The following is a 22,977-nucleotide window of genomic DNA, read 5'->3' on the forward strand; positions in this document are numbered from 1 at the left end:
CGGCCGTTCCCGCGGTGGGACCCGCCGACGGCTGCCCGGAGCGCCCGGTGAGCTGGTCGTCAGGACACCAGGGCGCTGAGCAGCGCGGCCATGCCGAACCCGGTCAGCGACAGCAGCGTCTCCAGCACGGTCCAGGTCTTGAGCATCTCCTTGACCGGGATGCCGAAGTAGCGCGAGATGATCCAGAACCCGCCGTCGTTGACGTGCGAGGCGATGATCGAGCCCGCCGCGATGGCCACCGCGATGAGGGCGAGCTGCGGCTGCGAGTAGCCGGCGCCCACGACCAGCGGCGCCAGGATGCCGCCGGTGGTCACGATCGCGACCGTCGCCGAGCCCTGCGCGATGCGCAGGCCGCTGCTGATCACGTAGGCCGACACCAGGATCGGCAGCCCGTTGGCCTGCAGCGATCCGGCGAGGGCCTCGCCGACGCCGGTCGCCGAGAGCACCTCGCCGAAGAAGCCGCCCGCGCCGACCACCAGCAGGATCATGCCCAGCGGTTTGAGCGCGGTCCCGGTCAGCGTCGAGAGCTCCGCGCCGGTCATGCCCCGCCGGAGTCCCAGCAGCCAGAACGCGAGCAGCACCGCGATGGTCAGCGCCACGGTCGGGTTGCCGATGAAGGTCAGCACTTGGAGCAGCGTGCTGCCCTCGGGCAGCGTGATGCTGCCGAAGGTGGCGCCGAGGATCAGCACCAGCGGCAGTCCGATGATGAACGCGACCACCCCCAGGCTGGGTTCGGGGCGGTCCTCGCCGTCGCCGGTCTCGGCCGCCGCCAGCATCTCCTCGGGGACCGGCAGGTGGATCCGCTTGCCGATCCACGCCGGGAAGATCAGGCTGCTGACCACGAACGCCGGGATGCCGCAGGCGAAGCCCATCAGGATCAGCCAACCCAGGTCCACGCCGAGCAACCCGGCGGCCACCACCGGACCGGGGTGCGGCGGCAGGAACGCGTGGGTCATCGACAGCGCTCCCACCAGCGGCAGGCAGTACAGCAGGATGGAGCGGCCACCCTGCCGCGCGGCGACGTAGACCAGCGGCGCGAGCACGAAGATGCCGATGTCGAAGAACACCGGGATGCCGAAGACCAGACCGGCCAGTCCCATCGCCAGCGGGGCGCGCTTCTCGCCGAAGGCCGACAGCAGCTTCCTGGTGAGCAGTTGCGCGCCGCCGGAGGATTCCAGCAGCGAGCCCAGGATCGTGCCGAGGCCGACGATGGCGGTGATGTGGCCGAGGATGCTGCCGAAACCGCCTTCCAGCAACGAATCGCTGCTGGACTGCGCGGAGCCGACGATCTCCTCGACGGGCAGTCCGGCGACCAGCGCGATGAGCAGTCCGGCGATGATCAGCGCGATGAACGGTTCGATCCGTAACCGGATGATCATCAACAGCAGGACGAAGATGCCCACGGCGCACAGCGTGAGCAGACCGGCCGTGTCGTGCTGCAGCCAGTTGACGAAAGTGTCCACGGAGGACTCCTCGGGGGGCGGTGGGGGATCAGGCGGGCTTGCGCAGGGCGCGGCCCGGCAGCGCGTCGGTGCGGCGCCCGTCCTCGACGGTCGGCACGCCGTTCACGATGACGTGGGGGATGCCGGTGGCCTGCTGCCGCGGTTCGTCGAAGGTCGCGGTGTCGGCCACGGTCTCGGGGTCGAACAGCACCAGGTCGGCGGCGAAGCCCTCGCGCACGCGCCCGCGGTCGGTCAGCCCCAGCCGGTCGGCGGGCCGGGAGGTCATGTGCGCGATGCACTCCTCCAGCGTCAGGACGCCGAGTTCGCGCACGTAGTGCCCGAGGTAGCGGGGGAAGGTGCCCCACGCCCGGGGGTGCGGGCGGGCCCCGACGAGCAGGCCGTCGCTGCCGGCGGTGTGCACGCGGTGGCGCATGATCGCCTGGACGTTCTCCTCGTGGCCCACGTGCATCAGGCACGAGCTGCCGAGTTGCTCGGACAGCAGCACGTCGAAGTACAGCTCAGCGGCGGGTTCGCCCGCCCGGCGCGCGGATGCGGCGACCGAGCGGCCGACCAGGTGACCGTTGCGGTCGGGGAACCGGACACCGTTGATCTCGATCGTCTCCCAGTCGACCGGCACGCCGTGGCAGCCGTCGGACCCCTCGACCTCCATGACGTGGCGGATCCGCTCGCGCTGCGCGGGGTCGCGCAACCGCTCCAGCGTCGCCGCCACACCGCCCGCGGTGGCCCAGCTGGGCAGCAGCGCGTGCAGCGACGTCGAGCCGGGCAGGTACGGGTAGGTGTCGAGGGTGATGTCGCAGCCGTCGTCGAGCGCTTCGTCCAGCATGGACAGCAGTTCGGTGGCGCGTCCCTCGTTGACGCCGAAGTTCATCGTGGCGTGCGCCAGGTGCAGCGGGCAGCCCGAGCCGCGGCAGACCTCGATCATCTCCCGGTAGGCGTCCAGCGCTCCGGCGCCGTAGCTGCGGTGGTGCGGGCTGTAGTAGCCGCCCTTGGCACCGACGACCGCGCAGAGCGCGGCGAGCTCGGCGGTGTCGGCGTACATGCCGGGCGTGTAGGTCAGCCCCGAGGACATGCCGAACGCGCCCTCGTCCAGGGAACGGGCCAGCAGCTCGCGCATCCGGTCCAGCTCGGCCTCGGTCGCGGGCCGGTCGTCGTAGCCGACGCAGAGCATCCGCAGCGTGCCCTGCGGGACGAGGTAGGCCGCGTTGACCGCGATACCGCGGTCCAGCCGGTCGAGGTACTCGGCGACGCTGCGCCAGTCAAAGTCGAACCCCGCGGGGTCGTCGTTCCAGCCCGCGATCTGCGCGCGCAGGTTGGCCAGCGTGTCGTCGTCGACGGGGGCGTAGGACAGCCCGTCCTGCCCCAGGACCTCCAGCGTCACGCCCTGCGAGACCTTGGCCAGGTGGTCCGGTTCGGCCAGGACCTGCAGGTCGGAGTGGGAGTGCATGTCGATGAACCCGGGCGCCAGCACGAGCCCGTCGGCATCGATGGCCCGGCCGCCGCCCAGGCTGCCCGGCGCGGCCACCTCGGCGATCCGCCCGTCCCGCACCCCGACGTCGGCCCGCCGCCGCGGTCCGCCGTCACCATCGACGACGTGCGCGCCACGCACGACGATGTCCATAGTGGCCTCTCCTTCTCACCCACGCCGGTGGGAATCGTTGCGCGGCCCGCGAGGCGCTCGCGAGCTCGTCGATCAGTCGCCCGATCGCCGCCGGTGCGGTCACCGGGACGAGGTGATGCGCGTCTCGGGTGACGCGACACCGGTGCCGGTCGGGCTCAGAAGAACGTGCGGACCAGGTCCACGACCTCGTCGCCGTCGACGACCGGGATCAGCGGCCACTTGTCGAAGACCGTGCACGGGTGGGAGAGCCCGAAGCCCAGCCACTCCCCACCTCGACCTCGGTCCCCGGCTCCACGGCGAGGAAGGCGTGCTGGTCGGCCAGCGACGTCACCCGGCACGCGCCGGGCGCGAGGTCGCGCACCGCCCCGTCGCCGGCCCGGACGACCTGCGGTTCCGGCAGGTGCTGGTCGAAGGACGCGTCGCGGCGCCCCATCGTCAGCAGCGCCAGCCCCGGCTCGGGCCGGGAGACGACCTGGCTCCAGATCCGCATCGCCGGCCGGAAGGGCGATTCGTCGCCCGCCAGCCGGTGCTCTCGCCCGAACGGCGACATCGTGCGGTACAGGCCGTCGTCGTGGGTCACGTACCCACCGCTGCGCAGCACCGGCACCACCGGAACCGGCCACGGCCGCGCCAGCCCCTCGGCGACCTGGTCGAAGTAGGCGCTGCCGCCCGCGGTCACCAGGACCTCGTCCAGGTGCGCGAAGCGGCCGCGGTCGGCCAGCTCGCCGACCACCTCGCGCACCCGCGCCATGTGGTCGTCCACGAGGGACAGATCGCGCTCGCTGAGGTCGTGCGCGGCCGCCGCTTCGTACCCGGCGACGCCGACCAGCCGCAGCGCGGGGCTCGCCGCCACCGCGTCGGTGACCTCGACCGCCTCGGCGACGGTCCGCACGCCGGTGCGCCCACCCGGATCGCCCACCTCGACCAGCACGTCCAACGGCCGCTGCGGCGATCCCAGCGCCTCGGTCATCAGCTCGACGCCGCGCACCGAGTCCACCCAGCACGCGACGGAGAAGTCCGGATCGGCCGCCAGCTCACCGGCCAGCCAGCGCAACCCGTGGGGATCGACGAGTTCGTTGGCCAGCAGCACCCGCCGCACCCCGAACGCGCGGTACACGCGCAACTGGCTCACGTTGGCCGCGGTGATGCCCCACGCGCCGTGCTCGAGCTGGCGTTCGAACAGCCGCGGTGCCATCGTCGTCTTGCCGTGCGGCGCCAGCCGCACGCCGTGCTGGGCGCACCAGCGCGCCATGGTGCGCAGGTTGTGCTCCAGGGCGTCGTCGTCGAGCACGAGCAGCGGGCCGACGAAGCCGGCGCCGGAGAGCCTCGGCCGCCGCTCGAGGAACTCGCCGACGGTGCTGCCGAACGCCTCGGACGGCATGCCCTTGAAACGCCAGTCGATGCGTTCGTCGCGCAGTGCGCGCACCGCGGCTCCGTCGATGCCCGTTACCGACACGGACGCCTCCCATTGCATGTCTTGCAACGCCAGTTGCGTAGAATGATTTCGGGATGTGTAACATCCGCCGGGCAGCACGTCAACGAGGGAGAGGTGGATGAGCCAGAGCCTGGAACGCGGTCTCCGCGTCCTGACGACGCTGGCGACCGGTCCGCACACGCTCGACCAGCTCGCCGAGCGGCTCGGCGTGCACAAGTCGACGGTGCTGCGGCTGCTGCGCACGCTGGAGTCGGCCGGCTTCGTCCGCCGCGACGGGGTCCACCACTACCGGCTGGGCAGCACGCTGTTCGACCTGGCCCACCGCGCGCTGGAAGACCTCGACGTGCGGGCCGTCGCCCGTGCGCACCTCGTCGAGCTGAGCGAGGTCACCGGCCACACGGTGCACCTGGCCACCCTGGAAGGCGACGAAGTCGTCTACATCGACAAGGTGGACAGCCACCACGCGGTCCGGATGTACTCGCGCGTCGGCAAGCGGGCGCCGCTGCACTGCACGGCGGTCGGCAAGGTCCTGGTGGCCGGGCTCCCGCGGGCGCGGCGCGAGGCCATCGCGGGCCGGCTGGCCTACCCGCCGATGACCGCGAACACGATCACCTCGGCCGAGGGGTACCTGGCCGAGCTCGACCGCGTTCGCGAGCAGGGCTACGCGGTGGACCGCAACGAGCACGAGGACTTCATCCACTGCATCGGGGCACCGGTCCACGACGACCGCGACGAGGTGGTCGCGGCGGTGTCGCTGTCGGTGCCCGACGTGCTGCTCGACTTCGACGGGCTCCTCGGGCTCGTCGACGACCTGCTGCGCACCGCAGGCCGGACGTCCGGCGAGCTGGGGTGCCGGCGCGAGATCACCACCCGAAGGAAGGAACTCTGATGGCCAGGACCGTGGTCACCACGAAGAACGCTCCCACCCCGCCGGCGCACATCCCGCTGTCGCAGGGCGTGCGCAAGGGCGGCATCCTGCAGGTCTCGGGACAGACCGCGGTGAGCCCGGAGACCGGGAAGCTCGTCGAGGGCGGCGTGCCGGAGCAGACCGAGCAGTGCCTGCGCAACGTCATCGCGATCCTGGAGGCCGGTGGCGCCTCGCTGGAGGACGTGCTCATGCTGCGCGTCTACCTGACCGACGTCTCGCAGTTCGCGGAGATGAACGAGACCTACGCGCGGGTGGTCGGCGAACCGTTCCCGGCCCGCACCACGGTCTACGTCGGCCTGCCCGAGGGGCTGCTGGTGGAGATCGACGCCCTCGCCGTCGTCGGGGACTGATTCGGTACCGCACCCGCCGGGCGCGGCCCGGCGGGTGCGGCCCACCCAGCTCCACGAGGGTCCACCATCCCGCACCGGGGTCGACGACTTCGACGCGACCACCACGGCGGACCGGTGGACCGACCGCCGCAGCTCCGCCCCACCTCGGCCTTGCGGGCGCGGCCCGGCCCGTGCCGGTCGGCGCTCCTGACGCGCGGGCCACCGACCGCACCTCATCGGCCGCGCCCCGCCGCGATGCGCCTCGTCCATGCCCGGCGAGCCACCCGCCCTCGGGGCCTCCCCGATCGCGGCGGCGACCACAGCCGGAGTGCCCGCCCCGCGCATTCGCCAACGCCAGCGCACCCCGGTCACCGGCGGTGGGCTGGTCGTTCCGCTCCCCGACGCGCCAGCCGACGAGGCCCGTCACGCATGCCCCAGGCCGGGCGATTCCAACCGGCTAAACACGAACAGTAGCCATTTCCCCACCGCTCGGACTATGCTCTGACCGTGCGGTCAGACAACAAGCCGACCGGTCAGGACGGCCAGGCGACGCGGCGGCGGACCTTCACCGAGAACGCCCGCCGGGCGCAGATCATCGAGTGCGCCATCGAGGTCGTCTGCGAACTGGGCTACGGCGGCGCCTCGCTGAGCCGGATCGCCGAACAGGCGGGCGTGAGCAAGGGCGTCGTCCTCTACCACTTCGCCGGCAAGGCGGAACTGATCGAGGAGATCGTGCGCGACGTCTTCGCCCGCGGCGAGCACTACGCACACCGCGAGTGGTTCGATCACCTGGACGACGACGCGGGCGCCTGGGTCCTGCTGCGGACCTACCTGCAGAGCCACCTGGGCTACATCGCCGGCCACCCGCACGAACTGCAGGCCGTGGTGGAGATCATCCGCAGCTACCGCGACGACGAAGGCCGTCGCGTCTTCGACGCGGCGTGGGCCGCGCAGATGCTCGCACCCCTCGAATCGATCTGCCGCCAGGGCCAGGAAGCGGGCGAGTTCCGCTCCTTCGACCCGCACGTCATGGCGATCTCGGTGCGGCGCGCGATCGACGGGTTCATGTACGAACTGCTCGCGCACCCGGAACTCGACACCACCGCCTACATCGCAGAAGTCATCGACCTGTTCGACCACGCCACCCGAGCAGAGGACACCCGATGAACGTCATCCCGGTCGCCGCGCCCGCGCGCGCACGAGTCCACTTCGTCGACAACCTTCGCGTGTACCTGACCTTCGTCGTCGTCCTCCACCACGTGGCGTTCGCCTACGGCGACATCGGCGGGTGGCCGAACGGACCGCAACAGGCGCAGCCGGACGCGTTCACGGGAATGCTGGATCTGCTGGCCATGCTGAACCAGACGTTCTTCATGGGCATGTTCTTCCTGCTGTCCGGATACGTCAGCCCGCGATCGTTGGACCGCAAGGGACCGAGGCGTTTCGCGGTCGATCGCCTGCGACGGCTGGGCATCCCGTTGCTCATCTACTACCTGCTGCTGCGCCCGCTGTTCACGCTGCCGATCTACCTGGACATCCCGGCCGCCGAGCAGCCGCCGTACTGGCGCTTCTACCTCACCGAACTCGATCCCGGCATCGCCTGGTTCCTCGCCGTGCTGCTCCTCTTCGCGCTCGTCTACGCCGCCTTCGGCAGGCCCCGTCCCACGGACCCTCCTGCCCAGCCGCCCGGCACCGACGCCGCTGCGGGACCGCGATCCGCGCACGTGGTGGCGTTCGCCATCGGCCTCGGGGGCATCAGCTGGCTGTGGCGCCTGGTCGTGCCGTACGGCGCGGAGGTCCTCGAATTGCCGAGCCTCTTCTACCTGCCGCAGTACATCGCCCTGTTCGTCGTGGGCATCTGCGCGTACCGCTACGGCTGGCTCACGAGCCTCCGACCGCGCACCGGACTGCTCGGCGCAGCGCTGCTGGCCGCGTCACTGGTGCCCATGGTGCTCGGCGGGTACGAAGTGCTCACCGAATCCCCACCGCCGCCCACCGACGTCGCCCAGCTCAGCTTCGCCCTGTGGGACGCCTTGTTCGCCACCGGGGCGATCCTCGTCCTGCTGCGCACCTTCCAGCGGTTCGTCGACGTCACCGGCCGAGTGGCACGATTCCTGTCCGACCAGGCACTCGCCGTCTACGTCCTGCACGGGCCGGTCATCGTCGGCGTGGTGGCGGTCCTGGAAGGAGTCGACACGACCCCGGTCGCGAAGTTCGCCATCGCGCTCCCCGTCGGCATGGTGCTCAGCTGGACCGCCGCAGCGCTGGTCCGCAAGCTGCCCGGCGCGCGTGCCGCGTTGTGAACGAACGCGGTGCCCGCGACGAGATCACCGGCGGGCGACGTTTCTCCCCCACCGCGATCGGGGACCTGTCGGGGTCGCGAGACCTCCTGGCGCCGCACCCGGCGCTGTGCGTGCCGGCACCCGGGACCCGGTACGTCGTGGTTGCGCGGCTCCACCGCCAGCGCGAGCCGGAGGTCCGCGCACCCGTGGCGCGAGCCCGGTCAGCCCAGCCGACGGCCACCTCCGTCGAACAGGTGGACGCGCTCCGAGTCGGGTGCCAGGTGCACGATGGCGCCGCGGGCCGGCGACTGCCGCCCCTTCACCCGGGTGACCACCTGGTGCTCGGTACCGTCGAGCCGGGCGCGACCGTAGACGTACGCGTCCGCGCCGAGCTCCTCGACGAGGTCGACCTCGAGCGGAACGCCGTCGTCGGCGAGCCGCAGGTCCTCCGGCCGGACGCCGACGGTCACGGTCCGCCCCGCATCGCGCATCGCGTCCCGTTCCACCGGCACGTCGATCCCGCCGAGCCGGACGCCGTCGCCGGTCACCGGCACGGTCAGCAGGTTCATCGCCGGGGAGCCGACGAAACCGGCGACGAACGCGTTGGCCGGGCGGTCGTAGAGCTCCCCCGGCGCGGCGCACTGCTGCAGCAGCCCGTCCTTCAGGACCGCCACCCGGTCGCCCATCGTCATCGCCTCGACCTGGTCGTGCGTGACGTACACGGTGGTGACGCCGAGCCGCCGCTGCAGCGACGCGATCTGCGTGCGGGTCTGGACGCGCAATTTGGCATCGAGGTTGGACAGCGGTTCGTCCATCAGGAAGACCTGCGGCTGGCGGACGATCGCCCGGCCCATCGCCACCCGCTGGCGCTGCCCGCCGGAGAGCCCACGGGGCTTGCGGTCGAGATAGGGCTCCAGGTCGAGCACCCGGGCGGCCTCGGCGACCCGGTGGGCGATCTCCGACTTCGGTGTCCCCGCCATCTTCAGCGCGAAACCCATGTTCGCGGCCACCGACATGTGGGGGTAGAGCGCGTAGTTCTGGAACACCATCGCGATGTCGCGCTCCTTCGGCGCGACGCGGGTGACGTCCCGATCGCCGATCCGGATGCGTCCGCCGTCGATGTCCTCCAGACCGGCGAGCATCCGTAGCGAGGTGGTCTTCCCGCAGCCGGAAGGCCCGACCAGCACCAGGAACTCGCCATCGGCGATGTCGAGGTCGAGGGCATCGACGGCGGCCCGGGTGGAACCCGGGTACCGCCGGGTCACCGCGTCGTAGCTCACGCCGGCCATGGGGGTGCTCCTTCCCGGGAGGGGACGGTCTCGCGGTAGAGGTCGGGCCTGCGGTCGTGCACGGCGTGGTTGCGCGGACCGAGGCGCTTGTCCCGCGCCTCGGCCGGATCGAGCACGGCGAGCACCGCCCCCGGCTCCTCCACCGGTGGCTCACCGGGCCCGGCCAGCAGGTGGCCATCGGCCCGGCAGACGATGCCCGCGCCGAACCAGTCCACGCCGCGCTCGGTGCCGCAGCGGTCGGCGGCCACGACGTGCACGCGGTAGGTCCCGGCGACCGCACGCACCTTCGCCACCTCGAGCGGGTGCTGGCCTCCCGGGGTGGGGCGCGAGGGCCAGTTCACCGGCGCAGCGACGATCTCGGCCCCGGCCTCGGCGGCGCCGCGCACCCACTCCGGGAATTCCAGGTCGTAGCAGACCATCGGAGCGATCCGGCCGACCGCGGTCGCCACCACCGGCGGCGGCGCGGACCCCGGGGCGAACAGCTCCCGCTCCCGATCCCACAGGTGGACCTTGCGGTAGGAGGTGCGCAGGCTCCCGCCCTCGACGACGACCGCGCTGCTGAACACCCGTCCGTCCGGGCCGAGCTCGGCGACCCCGGCCACGAGCACGCACCCCAGCTCGGCCGTCAGCCGGGCGAACCGTTCGACGGTCGGCCCGTCGAGCGGTTCCGCGGCCGACCGCGCCTCGGCGGCGTCGGCGAAGGCGTACCCGCAGACGGCGAGTTCCGGCAGCACGACCAGCCGCGCCCCACCGGCGACCGCCTCGCGCACCGCGCGATCGGCGATTCCCGGGTCCGGTGCGTCGATCCGCGCCGGGATCCGGCACGCAGCGGCCACGATCGCCACTTCCTCAGTCGTCCTCGGTCGCGAAGGCCAGCACCGAGGCCGGCGCGAGGTAGCCGTCCGCGTCGAGCACCCGGCCGCGCTTCCGGGCTCCGGCGACCACCTCGTCGCTCCACTCCGGACGGACCCGTCCGTCGCCGCCGGTGACGACCACCAGCTCCCCGGTGCCCGGGGTCGCGGCGCGGCCCGGCCCGGCGTCGAGCAGCGTGATCGAGCGCCACGCACCCGGGGGCACCGACAGCATGTCCCGTGGTCCGAGCTCGACGGTGCGCTCGTCGTCTCCGGTGTTCAGCCGGACCGACCAGCGTCCCGCCTTCGCGGCGAGGACTTGGGTCGCGTCGTGCCGGTGGGTCAGCACGCCCTCGCCCGGCTCCGCGCGCAGCCAGGCCAGGCTGAAGCCGTGCGGCTCGCCGAGGTGCGGCGCCGCAGCGCGGTGCTCGACCGTGCCGTAACCGATGACCGGGCTGAGCTGGGCGGCACCGGCGGGCAGTCGCGAGCACAGGTACGGCTCCTCGACCCAGGTGCGGTCCGCCTCGCCCACGACCCGGCCGCGGAACTGCTCGGCCGTGTACACGTCGAGCTCGTCGATCTCCGCCTGGGCCATCGGCCGGATCAGCCCGACGTCGCCGGGAAGCTCTTCCCCGGCGACCGTGTCGATCAACCGGTTGTCCGCTGTGAGGTACAGGCCGTGCCCGGCCGCCTCCTCCAGGACCGCGGGGCCCCAAATGATGCCGCCGGGGTCGTCACGGCCGAGGACGGTGAGCAGGATCCCGTCGTCCGGGCCGACGTTGGTGAACCCGCGGAAGATCCACGGTGGGACCGAGACGACGTCGCCGTCGGTGCTGCGGTACTCGCCCTGGGTCCCGTCCGGGCCCCACCTCAGCTGGTAGTCACCACCGAAGTTGATGAACACCTCTGCGGTGAAGTGCAGGTGCAGGCTGTTCGTGGTGCCGTTGGGCATGCCCGCCGCACCGAGGTTGAACCCGTGCGGCTCGCGCAGGTTCACGTGCTGCGAGGCGTTCTGGGTGACCCCGGGGCCGATGAAGGAGTAGTTGTCCTTCCGGTCCGAACCGGGCGTGCGGCAGTCGATGAACGCGGCCTTGCACGGAACCCAGTCCGCGTGCCGGACGGTGCGACGGACGATCTCGTCCGGGCCGACCACGGTATCGCGCATGTCAGTGCTCCAGACCTGAAGGGATCAGTAGATGTTGGTGTCGGTGAACTCGCCGGTGCGGCCGGCGTCGATTTGGGCGCGCAGGGCGATCTCGTCGAAGACGCGGATCTCGCGCACGATGCGGCCGTCCTGCACCAGGAACTGCGAGACGCCGAGCAGCTCGACCTCGCCGCCGGTGAGCGGGCCGTAGGTCGGGGTGCCGCGGTAGGTCCCGCGCATCACCCAGGTCACCGCGATCCGCAATCCGGCGTAGCGCTCGGCGTGGTGCGTCTGGACGTCGCGGACCGAGAACCGGGCGTCCGGGAACGGGGCGACGAGCGCCAGCAGGTCGCGCTGGTAGCCGTCCGGGCGGATGACGGTCTGGTCGCCGACGGTGTGCAGGAACAAGTCGCGGTGCATGTAGTCGGTGACCTTGTGGTAGCGCCGGGCGTTCCAGACCTCGTCGAGGAACTCCAGCACCATCTCGCACTCGGGCCGGAAGTCGTCCGGACGCGGGCCGCTGTCCCCCGCGGCGAGCACGTCCTCGGGAGGAGCCTCGGTCATCGAACCCTGGTAGCCCCGGAACCGCTGCTCCCGCGCCACCTCGGCCGGGTCGAGGCCACGCTGCAGGCAGTCCGCGAGTTCATCGCGCACCACCCACTCCTCCACCATCCTCCCGCGCCGGTAGAGGCAGTTGGCGATGGTGCGCTTGCGGATCCGCTTCACGGCACCGCCGACCAGGATCTCGTCAGCGGAAAAGACCAGGTGGGAGCTGAGGAACGCGTCATCGCCGCGGGCCTCCCAGATCACGTCCTCGGCCTGGCCGACGTGCTGCGGGGTACCCGCGATGCGCATCAGGCTGCCCTCGATCACGCCGTCGCGCCCGATCACCGTGCCGAGACCGCCGTGCACGATCGAATCCGGTTCGTAGTTGTCGACGATGTAGGAGACGTCGCGCTGCACCCAGATCCGGTCGGTCACTTCACGGATGAAGTCGTCCGGGTCGGAGTAGGGCTCGTACGCGGCTGGGTCGAGGGCCATGGCCGTCCTTCCTCACGGGGTCCGTGCTGCGACTGTATGCGTATGCACAACCGGGCACAAGACCGCGACGGCTTCTGCTTCGGAACGGCTCAGGCCCGGGGACCGGACACCGTGGAGCGGGCGACGTAGTGCGTCGGGTAGACGACGTGCGCCGTCTCGGCGTCCGGTTCCCGCAGGCGGGCCACGACCAGCCGCGCCGACTCCCGGGCGACCTCGTCGAGGTCGTAGGCGATCGTGCTCAGCCGGACCAACGCCCACCGGGAAGTGGGCAGATCGTCGAAGCCGACCACGGAGGTGTGCTCGGGCACCGGGACTCCGGACTCCGCCGCGGCATCCAGCACGCCGAGCGCGACGACGTCGTTGCCGCACAGCACGAGAGTCGGTCCGCCGGCCCGTTCGCGCAGCGCCCGGAACCCGTCCCGCCCGGTGCCGAAGTCGAACGGGCCGTGCAGGACATCGCGCTGCGCGAGCCCCAAGCCGTGCTCGTCCAGCACCCCGCGGACGACCTGTTCCCGCTGTTCACCGGTGCTGGTGTTGCGCGGCCCGAAGATCGCTCCGATCCGGGTGTGGCCGAGCCGGACGGCCTCGGCGACGATCTCGCGAACCCCGGCCTCCGGATCCACCGTCACCGCGTCGGCCCGCACGCCGGGAGCGACCCGGTTCAGGTAGACGAACGGCACCCCGCGGTCGCGCAGCCTGGCCGGCTGGATCGAATCCACCGTGGTCGTCGACAGGATGACTCCCGCCAGGCCGTGCGCCGCCACCCGCTCCGGCAGCGGGGCGCTGGCCGCCGACTCGGTGATCAGCACGAGCTCGTGGCCGAGGCGCTCCAGCTCGTCGTGCAGCGGAGCGATCATGTTCGCGTAGAACTGGTTCTCCAGGTCCGCGACGACCAGCCCGATCCGGTTCGACCGGCCCACCGACAGCGCCCGGCCGATCGCGTTCGTCGAGTACCCGAGCGCGCGCGCCGCCTCGCGGACCTTGCGCTTGGTCGCCTCCGACACCCGCGGGTGGTCGGTCAGCGCCCGCGAGACCGTCGGCTGCGAAACTCCGGCGAGCCTCGCCACGTCGCGACTGGTGACCATCTCCACCCTCCTGAATCGGTTGCCCAGCCTAGCGCCCGCCGGACCACCCCTTGACAGCGACGCGCCGCCGCCGTTCACTGCGGAACCGTAAGCGCATACGTATGTTAGGTGTGGCCAGGAGAGGGCGGCATGGCGCAGGAGATCAAGAGCGCGTCGGGTTCGACCCCGAGACCGAGCGACGCGCGCGTCGCGGAGCGGGTCCGGGAGATCATCGACGGCGTCCGGACGCGCGGGGACGAGGCCGTGCGGGAATTCCCGGCACGGTTCGACGGTCGGCCACCGGAGACGTCGTCCGCCGAGCGGACGGCGGCCCGGTCATGAGCGGGCCGCTCGCGGAACGCACCGCGCTGGTCACCGGCGGCGGCAGCGGGCTGGGCGCGTCGATGGCCTCGCACCTCGCCCGGTCCGGGGCCCGGGTCGTGCTGGTCGGGCGGCGGGCCGAGGCGCTGGCCGCGACCGCCGGACGGATCGGGCCCGCCACGCGGGCCGAGGTGTGCGACGTCGCCGACCCGGCCGCCGTCGACGCCCTGGCCGCGCGGCTGGCCGATGAGGAGATCTCGATCGTGATCAACAACGCCGGTATCGCCGGCCCGGTCGCTCCGCTGGTCGAGGTCTCGCCCGAGGAGTGGGACGAGGTGTTCGCGGTCAACGTGCGCGGCACGTACCTGGTGTGCCGGGCGTTCCTGCCGGCCATGGTCGAGCGGGGCACCGGTGACGTGATCAACGTGGCGTCGGTGTCCGGGAAGCGGCCGCTGACCCGGCGGACGCCCTACTGCGCGTCGAAGATGGCGGTGCTCGGCCTGACCTCGACCCTCGCGTTCGAGGCCGGCCCCGCCGGGGTGCGGGTGAACGCGTTGTCCCCCGGCCCGGTCGAAGGCGACCGGATGGACCGCAACTTCGCCCTCGAGGCGCAGCGGTCCGGGACCGACGTGGCAACCGCCCGGACCGCGTTCGTCGGCCGGGCCGCGCTCGGCCGGATGATCACCGAGGACGAGGTGGGTGCTGCCGTGGTCGCGATGCTGGAGATGCCCGGGCTCTCCGGTGCCGACGTCGACCTGTCCGCGGGGATGATCGCGTGAGGGCGCAGCTGGCCGCTGGGAAGCGGCTCGCCGGGGCGCTGGTGCGGATGCCCTGCGAGGAGATCGTCGAGATGCTCGCCGTCGCCGGGCTGGACTTCGTGCTGATCGACTGCGAGCACGGCCCGTCCGACGTCGGATCGCTGCGCACCCACATCGCGTTCGCCGACGCGCACGGCCTCGCTGTGCTCGTCCGGCCCGGTCAGGACGAGCACCACCTGGCCCAGCGGGCGCTCGACCAAGGCGCGCGCGGGATCATCGCCCCGCACGTGGAGGACGCGGCGCAGGCCGCAGACCTCGCCCGCGCACTGCGGTACCCGCCGCACGGGACCCGCGGTTTCGCGACCTACCCGCGCGCGGGCCGATTCGGTGCCGTGACCGCCGAGGAGCACCGCGCCGCCGCCGACGACGTCGTGGTGCTGGCGATGCTGGAGTCGACGAGCGCGATCGGTCGGGCCGGCGAGATCGTCGCGGTGGACGGGATCGACGGCTACCTGGTCGGCGTCGCCGATCTCGGGGCCTCCCGGGCCGGGGCGGACCCGACCGTCCCCGAACTGCTCGCGGCCGTGCACGGCGACCCGGCCGTGCGGGGAGCGGTCCGGGCCGACCTGGCCGGATCCGCGGAGGCGGCGGCGGCGTCCTTCGCCGACGGCGCGCAGATCGTGGCCTACAACCTCACCGCGGTGATGATGGCATCGTTCCGCGAGCTGGCCGGGGCCACGGTCTGAAGGCCGATCCGGCAGGACGCGCCCCGCCCGACGCGGCGGGCCGTGGCCCGGGATCCCGGGTCACGGCCCGCCGCGTCACGTCCGCTGGAGCACTCGCCCGCGCACCGCCCGCGGGCGAAACCCGGTCCGGCGCGTCCAAGCCGACCGGCCTGCTCACCGCTCCTTCGGCATCGGCTCCGCCGCCGCGGTGGGGCCCGCGACCTCGCCCGCTCGGGCGGCCGGCGGACGACGCTCGAGACCGCGCACCTCCGAGAGCCACTCCCCCAGCAACGCGGCGACGACGTCCGGTGCCTCCATCGGCAGCAGGTGACCGGTATCCGGCACCACGTGCAACTGGGCTCCCGGGACCAGGTCCGCGATCTCGGAATGCCGCTCGACCGGGCAGAGCCGGTCCCGTTCTCCCGCGATCACCAGGGTCGGCACCGAGACCGAGGGGAGCGCCGGACGCTCGTCGACCCGGGTGCCCTGCAGCCGCAGCTGCGCGGTGAGGGCCCGCTCACCCACTTCGTCGGCCATCCGCAGCGCGCGGTCGGCCGACGTCCGGTCGTGCAGCAGCAGGTCCAGCGGCTGCAGCTCCCGCGCGGTGGCCCCGGTGGCGAGGCGGGCGAGTTGGGCGTCCCAGGCAGCGTGCTGCTCAGGGGTCGGCGGGCGGGCGTTCGTCGCCATCAGGCACAGCCCGGCCACCCGTTCCGGTACGTGCCGGGTCAGCGCCATCGCGACGATCCCGCCCAGGCTCAGCCCGGCCAGGGCGAACCGCTCCGGCAGCGCGTCGCGCAGGGCGTCGAGCTGCGTGGCGAGCCCGGGGCGGTCGAGCACGCCGTGCACCGCACCCGCTCCGGCCGGGCCCCAGAGCCGGGCCGAGCAGTTCATCCCCGGCAGCAGGACCAGGGGCAGCTCGCCGGGCACCCTCAGCCCTTGACCGAGCCGGCGCCGAGCCCGGCCACCAGGTAGCGCTGGGCTATGAAGGCGAAGCCGATCACCGGCAGCGTGAGCAGGATCGCCGCGGCGCCGGACTGCTGGAGCATCGGCAACGTCTGACCGAGCTGCGTGGCGATGAACACCGGGACGGTCCTGGCCACGACGTCGGTCAGGACGTTCGCGGTGAGGTACTCCTGGAACGCGAACAGGAACATGAAGATCCCCGCGGTGAGGATCCCCGGTCCCATCAGCGGCACCATCACCCGCCGCAGGGTCTGGAAGCGACTGCATCCGTCGAGCATCGCGGCTTCGTCGAGCTCCTTCGGGATCTCGGCGAAGAAGTTCCGCAGCAACCAGATCGAGAACGGCTGGTTGATCGCGACCAGTGCGGCGGCCACGGCGAAGGACGTGTCGTAGATCCCCAGCGCCCGGGAGATGTCGTACATCGGCAGCACGACGGCGAACCGAGGCAGCGCGCGGAAGACCAGGGCCGCGATCAGCAGCGCGACCGACACCCAGCCGGGGAACCGGGACAGCGCGTACGCGGCCGGGATCCCGATGACCAGCGCGACCACCGTGCTGATCAGCGCGACGACCACGGTGTTCAGCAGGTATCGGTAGAACTCGGTGGTCTGCCACAGGTCGACGAACGCGGTGAACGTCGGCTGCCAGGTGAACACGGGCGGGTCGAGGAACGCGACGTCGGTCGGCTTGATCACCGACATCGCGGTCCAGATCACCGGGCTGAGCATCACCCAGCAGATGACCAGCAGCAGGCCCCCGATCAGGACGGCGCGGCCGCGGGGACGCCGGCGGCCGGGGCCGGTCGCCGGCGGGGCGGACTGCACGGTGCTCACTGGCGCGCCTCCTTGGCCATGTCCCGGATGAAGGGCGAGAGCAGCAGCACGATCAGGACGATGAGCAGCACGTTCACCGCGCTGCCGAGTCCGAGCTGCTGTCCGCCGTCCTGGAAGGCGATGTTGTAGATGTAGAGCATGATCGACTCGTTGCCGATCTGCGGTGCCTGCGGGGATAGCGGTACCAGCTGGTCGAAGGTCCGCAGCACGTCCATGATCGAGATGATCGAGACGAAGGAGAGGACGCCGCGGATGGATGGCACGATGACGTACCAGTGCACCCGCCAGCCGGTCGCGCCGTCGATCCGGGCGGCCTCCACGACCTCCTCGGAGACGCCCTGCAGCCCGGCGAGGATCACCAGCATCGCGAACGGCAGCATGAACCAGACGGTGTTGAGGCCGATCACGACCCGGTTCGCCCAGGTTTCGGTGAACCAGAGGACCTCTTGCCCGGTGAGGTTGGTGATCAGGTAGTTCACGACGCCACCGAAGTTCGAGTCGAACAGCCAGGAGAACATCGTGGCGCCGACGACGTTCGGGACCACGTAGGACACCAGCAGCATGCCGAGCACCCACGGGCGCGACCGCCCGAGCCCGTTCACCAGGACGGCGAGCACGTACCCGCCGACCAGCAGCAGCGCGACCACCGCCACCGTCAGGCCGACGGTGAACAGCACCGCGCGGCCGAGCCGCGGGTCGGTCAGGGCCTGGGCGTAGTTGTCCAGGCCGAGGAACGTGCCGGGCTCGCCGTAGTTCACGCGCTTCAGGCTCCACTCCACGGTCTTGTAGAGCGGGAACACCAACAGGCCGAGCATCACCAGCAGGCTCGGGGAGACCAGGCCGAGGAACTCGCGCCTCCGCATGATCGCCTCACCTCGCTCTCGTGGGTGGGACCAGGTTCGGGAGGGGGTCAGCGCCGGTACTCGGCGACGATCGCGGTCGCGATCTCCTGCATCCGCCGCTGGCCCTCCGGGACGGAAGTCCGCCCGGAGATGACATCGGCGACGATCGGGGTGGTCGCGGTGCTGATCCGCGACGTCCAGGGGTAGGGCTCGGGCGGGGACGCCTTGCCGACCGACTCCAGCTGGGCCTCGGCGAACGGACTGCTGTCCGGACCGACCATGCCTTCCCGGGCCGGGAACGCGCCGGGCACCGCCGCCTTCGACGACTCCGGCCCGACCGCGGCCGAGATCAGGTGGAACAGCAGGTCCTTGTCCACGTCGGTGTTCTCCGGGATCGCCCACCCGTCGACCGACAACGTGTTGTAGAGGACGTCGCCACCGGCCACCGACGGCGGTGGCGCGAACGCGAAGTCCGCGGCGAACCGGCTGTTCTCCGGCTCGGTGAGGTCCTTCATCCGACCGCTGAACATGATCGACATCGCTGCGGAGCCGTTGTACATCTGCTGCTGGACGGCCGGCTGCGCGAACGTCGTCACCTGCGGGTCCATGTAGGGCAGCAGTGACCGGAGCTGCTCGAAGGCTTCAGCGGCCTGCGGGGTGTCGAAGTTCGGGCGCCCGGTCTCCCGGTCGACGTAGTCGGTCCCCAGCGATCCGAGCGCCGCGTCGTAGGCAGTCGCGATGTCCGAACTCGCCAGCAGCGGCAGTGCCAGCGGGTAGCGGATACCACCGTCGCGCTGGATCCGGGCCGCGACGTCGCGGAGCTCGGCGAAGGTCCGCGGCGGGCGCAGACCGAGCCGGTCGAAGACGTCCTCGCGGTAGGCCATGACGAACATCTGGGCCTGCATCGGGATCGCGTACAGCTCGCCGTCGTAGGACAGCGCTTCGCGCATCTCCGGGTTGAGCTGGTGCAATCCGAACCGCTCACCGTACCGGTCGACCAGATCGTCGAGCGGGTGCAGCTTGCCGCTCGACGCGTACTGCGGGACCACCAAGCCGTAGGTCTCCAGCACGTCGTAGGTCCCGTAGCGCCCGGCAAGGGTGGCGACCGTCTTCTGCGACTGCCCCGCGTAGTCGATCGGCTCGTGGTGCAGCGTGACGCCGTCCTTCGAGCAGCTGCGCACCATCGAGTTGGTGAACGGGTCGATCGCCGAGGAGTTGTAGGCCAGGACGTTCACGTCGACGTTCTCGGGCGGCGGCGGGAAGTCGCACGGCACGAGGGCCGCGGTGGCCGCCGGGGTCCGGGATCCGGCACCGCATCCGGCCAGCAGGAGGGCCATCACCACCGCCAGAGCGGTCGCGACCGGACGTCGTGCGCGCATCCTGCCTCCCTCTCCGTTGAGGAACATACGCATGCCTTGCGGGTCAGCCGCGCAGCGCGGACAGCCGGAGCCGGGCGCTGTCCCGGTGCCCCACCAGCTGCTCGAAGTCGGACACGGTGACCGTGGGCTCGGCCTGGGCGAGGGTCGCGTCCCGGGACGCGCGCTGGTAGGTCAACTGCTTGAGGAAACCCGCCACCGACAGACCACCGGAGTACCGGGCTCCCCGAGCGGTCGGCAGCACGTGGTTGGTCCCGGACATGCCCTTGTCCGCGTAGACCACGGTCGACCAGGGACCGAGGAACAGCGACCCGTAGTTGCGCAGCCGGTCGAGCCACCAGTCGAGGTCGTCGGCGATCACCTCGAGGTGCTCCGGCGCGAGGGCGTCCATGATCCGGGCGACCGTCTCCCGGTCCTCGGCGAGGTAGACGGTGCCGTGGTCGCGCCACGCCGCACCGGCGATCTCGGCGGTGGCCAGGCCGGCGAGCTGCCTCTCGATCTCCCGCGGCACCTCCTCGGCCAGCCGCTCGGAGGTGGTGGCCAGCGATGCCGGGGAGGTCGGCCCGTGCTCGGCCTGGGCCAGCAGGTCGGCAGCGACGACGGCGGCGTCCGCGGTGTCGTCGGCGATCACCGCGACCTCGGACGGGCCTGCCAACACATCGATCCCGACCCGGCCGTAGAGCTGGCGCTTCGCCTCCGCGACATAGGCGTTGCCCGCACCGACGACCATGTCCGAGGGCGTGCCGTCGAGCAGCCCGAACGCCATCGCGGCGAGCGCCTGCACGCCGCCCACCGCGTACACCGACTCGGCCCCGCTGACCTGGGCCGCGTAGAGGACGGCCGGGTGCGGGCGGCCGGCCCGCGAGGGCGGGGTCGCCGCGACGATGTTCGGCACGCCCGCGACGCCCGCCACCCCGACCGTCATGAAGGCGCTGGCCAGCAGCGGGAATCGCCCGGCGGGCAGGTAGGCACCGACGTTCTCGACCGGGACGAAGCGCTGGCCGCAGACGACGCCCGGCAGCACCTCTTCCTCGAAGTCATGCAACCGCGCGCGCTGCATCTCCGCGAACCGCCGGGTCCGCTCCGCACCGGCGTCGAGGGCCGCGCGCAGGTCGGCCGGGAGTTCATCACCGGACCTGGCCAGCTCCGCCGCACCGACCTCCAGGTCGTCACCGGCGAACCCGTCGAGCTCCCGGGCGTAGCGCAGCACGGCGTCCACGCCGCCGGACTCGATCGCGCTGAGCATCTCCGAGACCCGCGCGACGAGGGCCGGGTCCCGCCGGTCGGGGGTCTCCGCGGTGGCCGCTTCCTTGACCGCCCGAATCGGGGAACCGATGCGCCGGATGTCCGCTTCGCTCAAGTGCATACGCATACACTAGAAGTTGGCGGGGCACCTGACAAGGGCGCAAATATCGCGAATTCGACCGGCTGCGCCGTCGCGGCGACCGCGCAGCCGGTGCCGCCGCGAGTACAGCTCCTGCCCCTTTACCCGGACTTCGAGCGACTCCCCGGCGTTGTTGATGGAGCGCTGTCCCCGTTGGGCGAGACCGAAGTGCTCGGGCACGAAGTCGGCCTCGCGCAGCTGGGTGCAGATGTTGTCGGCCGCCTGCCTCGGGCTGAGCACGCCCTGCTCGACCGAGCCGCACTGGCTACCATGGACCCGAAGAACTTGGCGAAACCATCGTGGTCCGGCCAGTACAGGTGCAGGTGGGCACGAGTACGGCGGTCAGGACGAGCGTGCGCAGCGGCAGGGCGAGCTGCGACAGGCCGATTCGTTCGAAGAGCCACAACGCCAGGGTCAGGGCCGGGTAGATCGACACCCACATGATGAGCGCCTGACCCCGGCGGTGCGGACCGTTCCCGCCGGTGGTCATGTCGGGCCCGGCGACCGGTGCTCCGGCTCCCCGAACACGTCAGGCTCCGCGGGAGGACTCAGCAGGGGCGTCCCAGACCCCGGTCGCGGCGGTGTCGCGGGCGTACTCCGCGAAGTCGCGGGGCGGGCGGCCGAGAACGCGTTCGACGGTGTGGGTCACGTGGGCCCTGCGGCCGTCGAATACCTCGACCATGAGATCGGCCAGTCGCGTCGCGTACTCGACCGGCACCCCTCGCCCGGTCAGCGACGAGATGAACTGCTCACGCGTGACCGGGAAGTACCGGATCTCCCTGCCGGTCGCCTCCGACAGCTCGCCGACGGCATCGGCGAAGGTGAGCAGTCGTGGTCCGGTGATCTCGTGGATCCGACCGGCATGGCCGCCCTCGGTCAGCGCCGCGACGGCGACGTCCGCGATGTCCTCCGCGTCGGTGAACGGCTCCGCGACGTCACCGGCCGGGAGCGCGATCGTCCCGGCGCGGACCAGGTTGGCGAGGAACGCCTCGCTGAAGTTCTGCGTGATGAACCCGACCCGCACGACGGTCCACTCCGCGCCCGAGTCCCGCACGGCCTGTTCGCACCGCTCGGCCTCGGCGGAACCGCGGTCGGCGAGCAGGACGAGGTGCCGGACGCCGCAGCTCACCGCGACCTCCGCGAAGGCACCCACGTCCCTGGCCGCACCGGGGAACGCCGCGTCGGGGTAGTAGGCCACATAAGCCGCGTCCACGCCGCGCAGCGCGGGTTCCCAGGTGCTCTCGTCTTCCCAGTCGAACGGGGGATCGGCACGCCGCGAGCCGACCCGCACCGGCACGTCACGCGCTTCGAGCCCGGCCACCACCCGGCGTCCGGTCTTGCCCGTCCCCGCGAGGACTAACGTTGTCGATCCAGTCGCCGCCATGCTTCACAAGCTACTGCGACACCGCGCCGGGGAAACGGGCCCGCGGCATCAGCCCGCAACACCACCGGGACCGGGCCTGACCGCCGGACCGAGGATCGGGATCGGTGACCGTCAGCCGATCCGGCCGAGACCGCCGAAGATGTAGACCTCGGGCGCGTCCTCCTCGCCCGGCTCGGGGCGCCAGCGGGAGCAGGACACCACGCCGGGCTCCAGCAGCTCCAAGCCGTCGAAGAACCGGGTGACCTCGCCGCGGTCCCGGGCTCTGATGGGGGTACCGCCGCGCGCGGTGATCTCCCGCATCACCTGCACCATCGGTTCGCCGTGCAGCTCCGCGGTGGAGTGGCTCAACGCCAGGTGGCTGCCGGGCGGGAGGCCCGCCACCAGGCGCGCGACGGACCTGCGGGCCTCCGCGGAGTCCACGATGTGGTTGATCACGCCGAGCAGCATCAACGCGACCGGCTGGCCGAAGTCCAGCGTCCGCGCCGCCCCCTCGAAGATCGCATCGGGCTCGCGCAGATCGGCTTCGAGGTACGCGGTGGCCCCCTCGGGAGAGCCGGTGAGCAGGGCACGGGCGTGCGCCATCACGATCGGGTCGTTGTCGACGTAGACCACGCGGGATTCTGGGGCGATGTCCTGGGCGATCTGGTGGGTGTTGTTCATCGTGGGCAGGCCGGTGCCGATGTCCAGGAACTGCCGGATCCCGGCCTCCCGGACGAGGTGGCGCACGACGCGGACCAGGAACGCCCGTTCGGCCTTGGCGCCGACGGCGATGTCGGGGATCTGCGCCAGCACGTCGTCGCCCGCAGCGCGGTCGGCCTCGTAGTTGTCCTTGCCGCCGAGCCAGTAGTTCCAGATCCTGGCCGACTGCGGGGTGCGGGTGTCGATCTCCACCCGCGGCATCCTCGCACGCCGCCGGGCGCGCTGGGAACGGATCGGTCGCGGTCCCA

General features: G+C 71.8%; 22 protein-coding genes and 1 pseudogene. 7 read left to right on the forward strand and 16 right to left on the reverse strand.

Annotated features, from left to right (window positions below; translation table 11 throughout):
• Positions 1 to 59: 59 nt before the first annotated feature.
• The 3 genes and pseudogenes from ACQP0T_RS17850 to ACQP0T_RS17860 form a co-directional block, all read right to left on the reverse strand.
• Positions 60 to 1,463 (reverse strand): GntP family permease, encoded by a 1,404-nt coding sequence (locus tag ACQP0T_RS17850; protein ID WP_433869103.1) that lies wholly within the window; start codon positions 1,461 to 1,463, stop codon positions 60 to 62.
• A gap of 28 nt (positions 1,464 to 1,491) precedes the next feature.
• A complete protein-coding gene (locus ACQP0T_RS17855; RefSeq protein ID WP_433869104.1) occupies positions 1,492 to 3,081 on the reverse strand; it encodes an N-acyl-D-amino-acid deacylase family protein in 1,590 nt (529 codons plus the stop codon).
• A 155-nt stretch (positions 3,082 to 3,236) separates the two neighbouring features.
• Positions 3,237 to 4,555 (reverse strand): annotated as a pseudogene (locus tag ACQP0T_RS17860) (amino acid deaminase).
• A gap of 79 nt (positions 4,556 to 4,634) precedes the next feature.
• Here ACQP0T_RS17860 and ACQP0T_RS17865 point away from each other — a divergent pair.
• The 4 genes from ACQP0T_RS17865 (at position 4,635) to ACQP0T_RS17880 (ending at position 8,076) form a co-directional block, all read left to right on the forward strand.
• Positions 4,635 to 5,405, forward strand: a complete 771-nt coding sequence (locus tag ACQP0T_RS17865) for an IclR family transcriptional regulator (protein ID WP_433869105.1) — start codon at positions 4,635 to 4,637, stop codon at positions 5,403 to 5,405.
• Positions 5,405 to 5,794, forward strand: coding sequence for a RidA family protein (locus ACQP0T_RS17870; RefSeq protein ID WP_345363406.1), 390 nt, complete (start codon positions 5,405 to 5,407; stop codon positions 5,792 to 5,794). Before ACQP0T_RS17865 ends, ACQP0T_RS17870 begins: the two co-directional genes overlap by 1 nt.
• A 486-nt stretch (positions 5,795 to 6,280) precedes the next feature.
• Complete coding sequence (locus tag ACQP0T_RS17875; protein WP_433869106.1) at positions 6,281 to 6,940, forward strand: TetR/AcrR family transcriptional regulator; 660 nt, start codon at positions 6,281 to 6,283, stop codon at positions 6,938 to 6,940.
• Positions 6,937 to 8,076: an acyltransferase family protein gene (locus tag ACQP0T_RS17880; protein WP_433869107.1), complete on the forward strand. Its 1,140-nt coding sequence runs from the start codon at positions 6,937 to 6,939 to the stop codon at positions 8,074 to 8,076. Before ACQP0T_RS17875 ends, ACQP0T_RS17880 begins: the two co-directional genes overlap by 4 nt.
• A gap of 200 nt (positions 8,077 to 8,276) precedes the next feature.
• Here the strand turns inward: ACQP0T_RS17880 and ACQP0T_RS17885 are convergent, their stop codons facing one another.
• From ACQP0T_RS17885 to ACQP0T_RS17905, 5 genes are all read right to left on the reverse strand, one after another.
• The gene (locus ACQP0T_RS17885; protein WP_433869108.1) at positions 8,277 to 9,344 is read right to left on the reverse strand and encodes an ABC transporter ATP-binding protein; all 1,068 of its coding nucleotides are present in this window, start codon (positions 9,342 to 9,344) and stop codon (positions 8,277 to 8,279) included.
• Entirely contained in the window at positions 9,332 to 10,180 is an 849-nt protein-coding gene (locus ACQP0T_RS17890) for a nitrilase-related carbon-nitrogen hydrolase (protein WP_433869109.1), read from the reverse strand. The genes ACQP0T_RS17885 and ACQP0T_RS17890 overlap by 13 nt, the downstream gene beginning before the upstream one ends.
• Positions 10,181 to 10,193: 13 nt before the next feature.
• Positions 10,194 to 11,360, reverse strand: a complete 1,167-nt coding sequence (locus ACQP0T_RS17895; protein ID WP_433869110.1) for a hypothetical protein — start codon at positions 11,358 to 11,360, stop codon at positions 10,194 to 10,196.
• A gap of 24 nt (positions 11,361 to 11,384) precedes the next feature.
• Positions 11,385 to 12,380 carry an ester cyclase gene (locus ACQP0T_RS17900; protein ID WP_433869111.1) on the reverse strand — a complete coding sequence of 332 codons (996 nt, stop codon included), beginning with the start codon at positions 12,378 to 12,380 and terminating at the stop codon, positions 11,385 to 11,387.
• Positions 12,381 to 12,469: 89 nt separating this feature from the next.
• Complete coding sequence (locus ACQP0T_RS17905; RefSeq protein ID WP_433869112.1) at positions 12,470 to 13,465, reverse strand: LacI family DNA-binding transcriptional regulator; 996 nt, start codon at positions 13,463 to 13,465, stop codon at positions 12,470 to 12,472.
• A gap of 129 nt (positions 13,466 to 13,594) precedes the next feature.
• Between ACQP0T_RS17905 and ACQP0T_RS17910 the strand changes: the two genes are divergently transcribed.
• Genes ACQP0T_RS17910 through ACQP0T_RS17920 form a run of 3 tightly spaced genes read left to right on the forward strand, consistent with a single transcriptional unit; the run spans position 13,595 to position 15,269 of the window.
• Positions 13,595 to 13,786, forward strand: coding sequence for a hypothetical protein (locus ACQP0T_RS17910; protein ID WP_433869113.1), 192 nt, complete (start codon positions 13,595 to 13,597; stop codon positions 13,784 to 13,786).
• On the forward strand, positions 13,783 to 14,544 hold the full coding sequence (locus tag ACQP0T_RS17915; RefSeq protein ID WP_433869114.1) for an SDR family NAD(P)-dependent oxidoreductase: 762 nt from the start codon (positions 13,783 to 13,785) through the stop codon (positions 14,542 to 14,544). Before ACQP0T_RS17910 ends, ACQP0T_RS17915 begins: the two co-directional genes overlap by 4 nt.
• Positions 14,541 to 15,269, forward strand: a complete 729-nt coding sequence (locus tag ACQP0T_RS17920; RefSeq protein ID WP_433869115.1) for an HpcH/HpaI aldolase family protein — start codon at positions 14,541 to 14,543, stop codon at positions 15,267 to 15,269. The genes ACQP0T_RS17915 and ACQP0T_RS17920 overlap by 4 nt, the downstream gene beginning before the upstream one ends.
• 153 nt (positions 15,270 to 15,422) lie before the next feature.
• Here the strand turns inward: ACQP0T_RS17920 and ACQP0T_RS17925 are convergent, their stop codons facing one another.
• The 8 genes from ACQP0T_RS17925 to ACQP0T_RS17960 form a co-directional block, all read right to left on the reverse strand.
• Positions 15,423 to 16,175, reverse strand: a complete 753-nt coding sequence (locus ACQP0T_RS17925) for an alpha/beta fold hydrolase (protein WP_433869116.1) — start codon at positions 16,173 to 16,175, stop codon at positions 15,423 to 15,425.
• A gap of 2 nt (positions 16,176 to 16,177) precedes the next feature.
• Positions 16,178 to 17,044, reverse strand: coding sequence for a carbohydrate ABC transporter permease (locus tag ACQP0T_RS17930; RefSeq protein ID WP_433869117.1), 867 nt, complete (start codon positions 17,042 to 17,044; stop codon positions 16,178 to 16,180).
• Positions 17,041 to 17,907, reverse strand: a complete 867-nt coding sequence (locus ACQP0T_RS17935; protein ID WP_433869118.1) for a carbohydrate ABC transporter permease — start codon at positions 17,905 to 17,907, stop codon at positions 17,041 to 17,043. Before ACQP0T_RS17935 ends, ACQP0T_RS17930 begins: the two co-directional genes overlap by 4 nt.
• 47 nt (positions 17,908 to 17,954) lie before the next feature.
• The gene (locus tag ACQP0T_RS17940) at positions 17,955 to 19,265 is read right to left on the reverse strand and encodes an ABC transporter substrate-binding protein (protein ID WP_433869119.1); all 1,311 of its coding nucleotides are present in this window, start codon (positions 19,263 to 19,265) and stop codon (positions 17,955 to 17,957) included.
• Between the two features lie 43 nt (positions 19,266 to 19,308).
• Complete coding sequence (gene hisD, locus ACQP0T_RS17945; RefSeq protein WP_433869120.1) at positions 19,309 to 20,628, reverse strand: histidinol dehydrogenase; 1,320 nt, start codon at positions 20,626 to 20,628, stop codon at positions 19,309 to 19,311.
• Positions 20,629 to 20,637: 9 nt separating this feature from the next.
• Positions 20,638 to 20,886: a hypothetical protein gene (locus tag ACQP0T_RS17950; RefSeq protein ID WP_433869121.1), complete on the reverse strand. Its 249-nt coding sequence runs from the start codon at positions 20,884 to 20,886 to the stop codon at positions 20,638 to 20,640.
• Positions 20,887 to 21,175: 289 nt separating this feature from the next.
• Positions 21,176 to 22,030 carry an NmrA family transcriptional regulator gene (locus ACQP0T_RS17955; RefSeq protein WP_433869122.1) on the reverse strand — a complete coding sequence of 285 codons (855 nt, stop codon included), beginning with the start codon at positions 22,028 to 22,030 and terminating at the stop codon, positions 21,176 to 21,178.
• A 111-nt stretch (positions 22,031 to 22,141) separates the two neighbouring features.
• The gene (locus ACQP0T_RS17960) at positions 22,142 to 22,930 is read right to left on the reverse strand and encodes an SAM-dependent methyltransferase (protein WP_433869123.1); all 789 of its coding nucleotides are present in this window, start codon (positions 22,928 to 22,930) and stop codon (positions 22,142 to 22,144) included.
• Positions 22,931 to 22,977 lie beyond the last annotated feature (47 nt).

This window comes from Saccharopolyspora sp. CA-218241 (assembly GCF_050954615.1).
Classification (GTDB): Bacteria; Actinomycetota; Actinomycetes; order Mycobacteriales; family Pseudonocardiaceae; genus Saccharopolyspora; species Saccharopolyspora cebuensis.

Bases quoted from the DNA above. Each gene is read 5' to 3' on its own strand.
- ACQP0T_RS17905 (WP_433869112.1), bottom strand. From the start codon at position 13,465: ATGGTCACCAGTCGCGACGTGGCGAGGCTCGCCGGAGTTTCGCAGCCG.
- ACQP0T_RS17855 (WP_433869104.1), bottom strand. From the start codon at position 3,081: ATGGACATCGTCGTGCGTGGCGCGCACGTCGTCGATGGTGACGGCGGA.
- ACQP0T_RS17940 (WP_433869119.1), bottom strand. From the start codon at position 19,265: ATGCGCGCACGACGTCCGGTCGCGACCGCTCTGGCGGTGGTGATGGCC.
- hisD (WP_433869120.1), bottom strand. From the start codon at position 20,628: ATGCACTTGAGCGAAGCGGACATCCGGCGCATCGGTTCCCCGATTCGG.
- ACQP0T_RS17935 (WP_433869118.1), bottom strand. From the start codon at position 17,907: ATGCGGAGGCGCGAGTTCCTCGGCCTGGTCTCCCCGAGCCTGCTGGTG.
- ACQP0T_RS17880 (WP_433869107.1), top strand. From the start codon at position 6,937: ATGAACGTCATCCCGGTCGCCGCGCCCGCGCGCGCACGAGTCCACTTC.
- ACQP0T_RS17915 (WP_433869114.1), top strand. From the start codon at position 13,783: ATGAGCGGGCCGCTCGCGGAACGCACCGCGCTGGTCACCGGCGGCGGC.
- ACQP0T_RS17885 (WP_433869108.1), bottom strand. From the start codon at position 9,344: ATGGCCGGCGTGAGCTACGACGCGGTGACCCGGCGGTACCCGGGTTCC.
- ACQP0T_RS17895 (WP_433869110.1), bottom strand. From the start codon at position 11,360: ATGCGCGATACCGTGGTCGGCCCGGACGAGATCGTCCGTCGCACCGTC.
- ACQP0T_RS17955 (WP_433869122.1), bottom strand. From the start codon at position 22,030: ATGGCGGCGACTGGATCGACAACGTTAGTCCTCGCGGGGACGGGCAAG.
- ACQP0T_RS17870 (WP_345363406.1), top strand. From the start codon at position 5,405: ATGGCCAGGACCGTGGTCACCACGAAGAACGCTCCCACCCCGCCGGCG.
- ACQP0T_RS17865 (WP_433869105.1), top strand. From the start codon at position 4,635: ATGAGCCAGAGCCTGGAACGCGGTCTCCGCGTCCTGACGACGCTGGCG.
- ACQP0T_RS17910 (WP_433869113.1), top strand. From the start codon at position 13,595: ATGGCGCAGGAGATCAAGAGCGCGTCGGGTTCGACCCCGAGACCGAGC.
- ACQP0T_RS17900 (WP_433869111.1), bottom strand. From the start codon at position 12,380: ATGGCCCTCGACCCAGCCGCGTACGAGCCCTACTCCGACCCGGACGAC.
- ACQP0T_RS17960 (WP_433869123.1), bottom strand. From the start codon at position 22,930: ATGCCGCGGGTGGAGATCGACACCCGCACCCCGCAGTCGGCCAGGATC.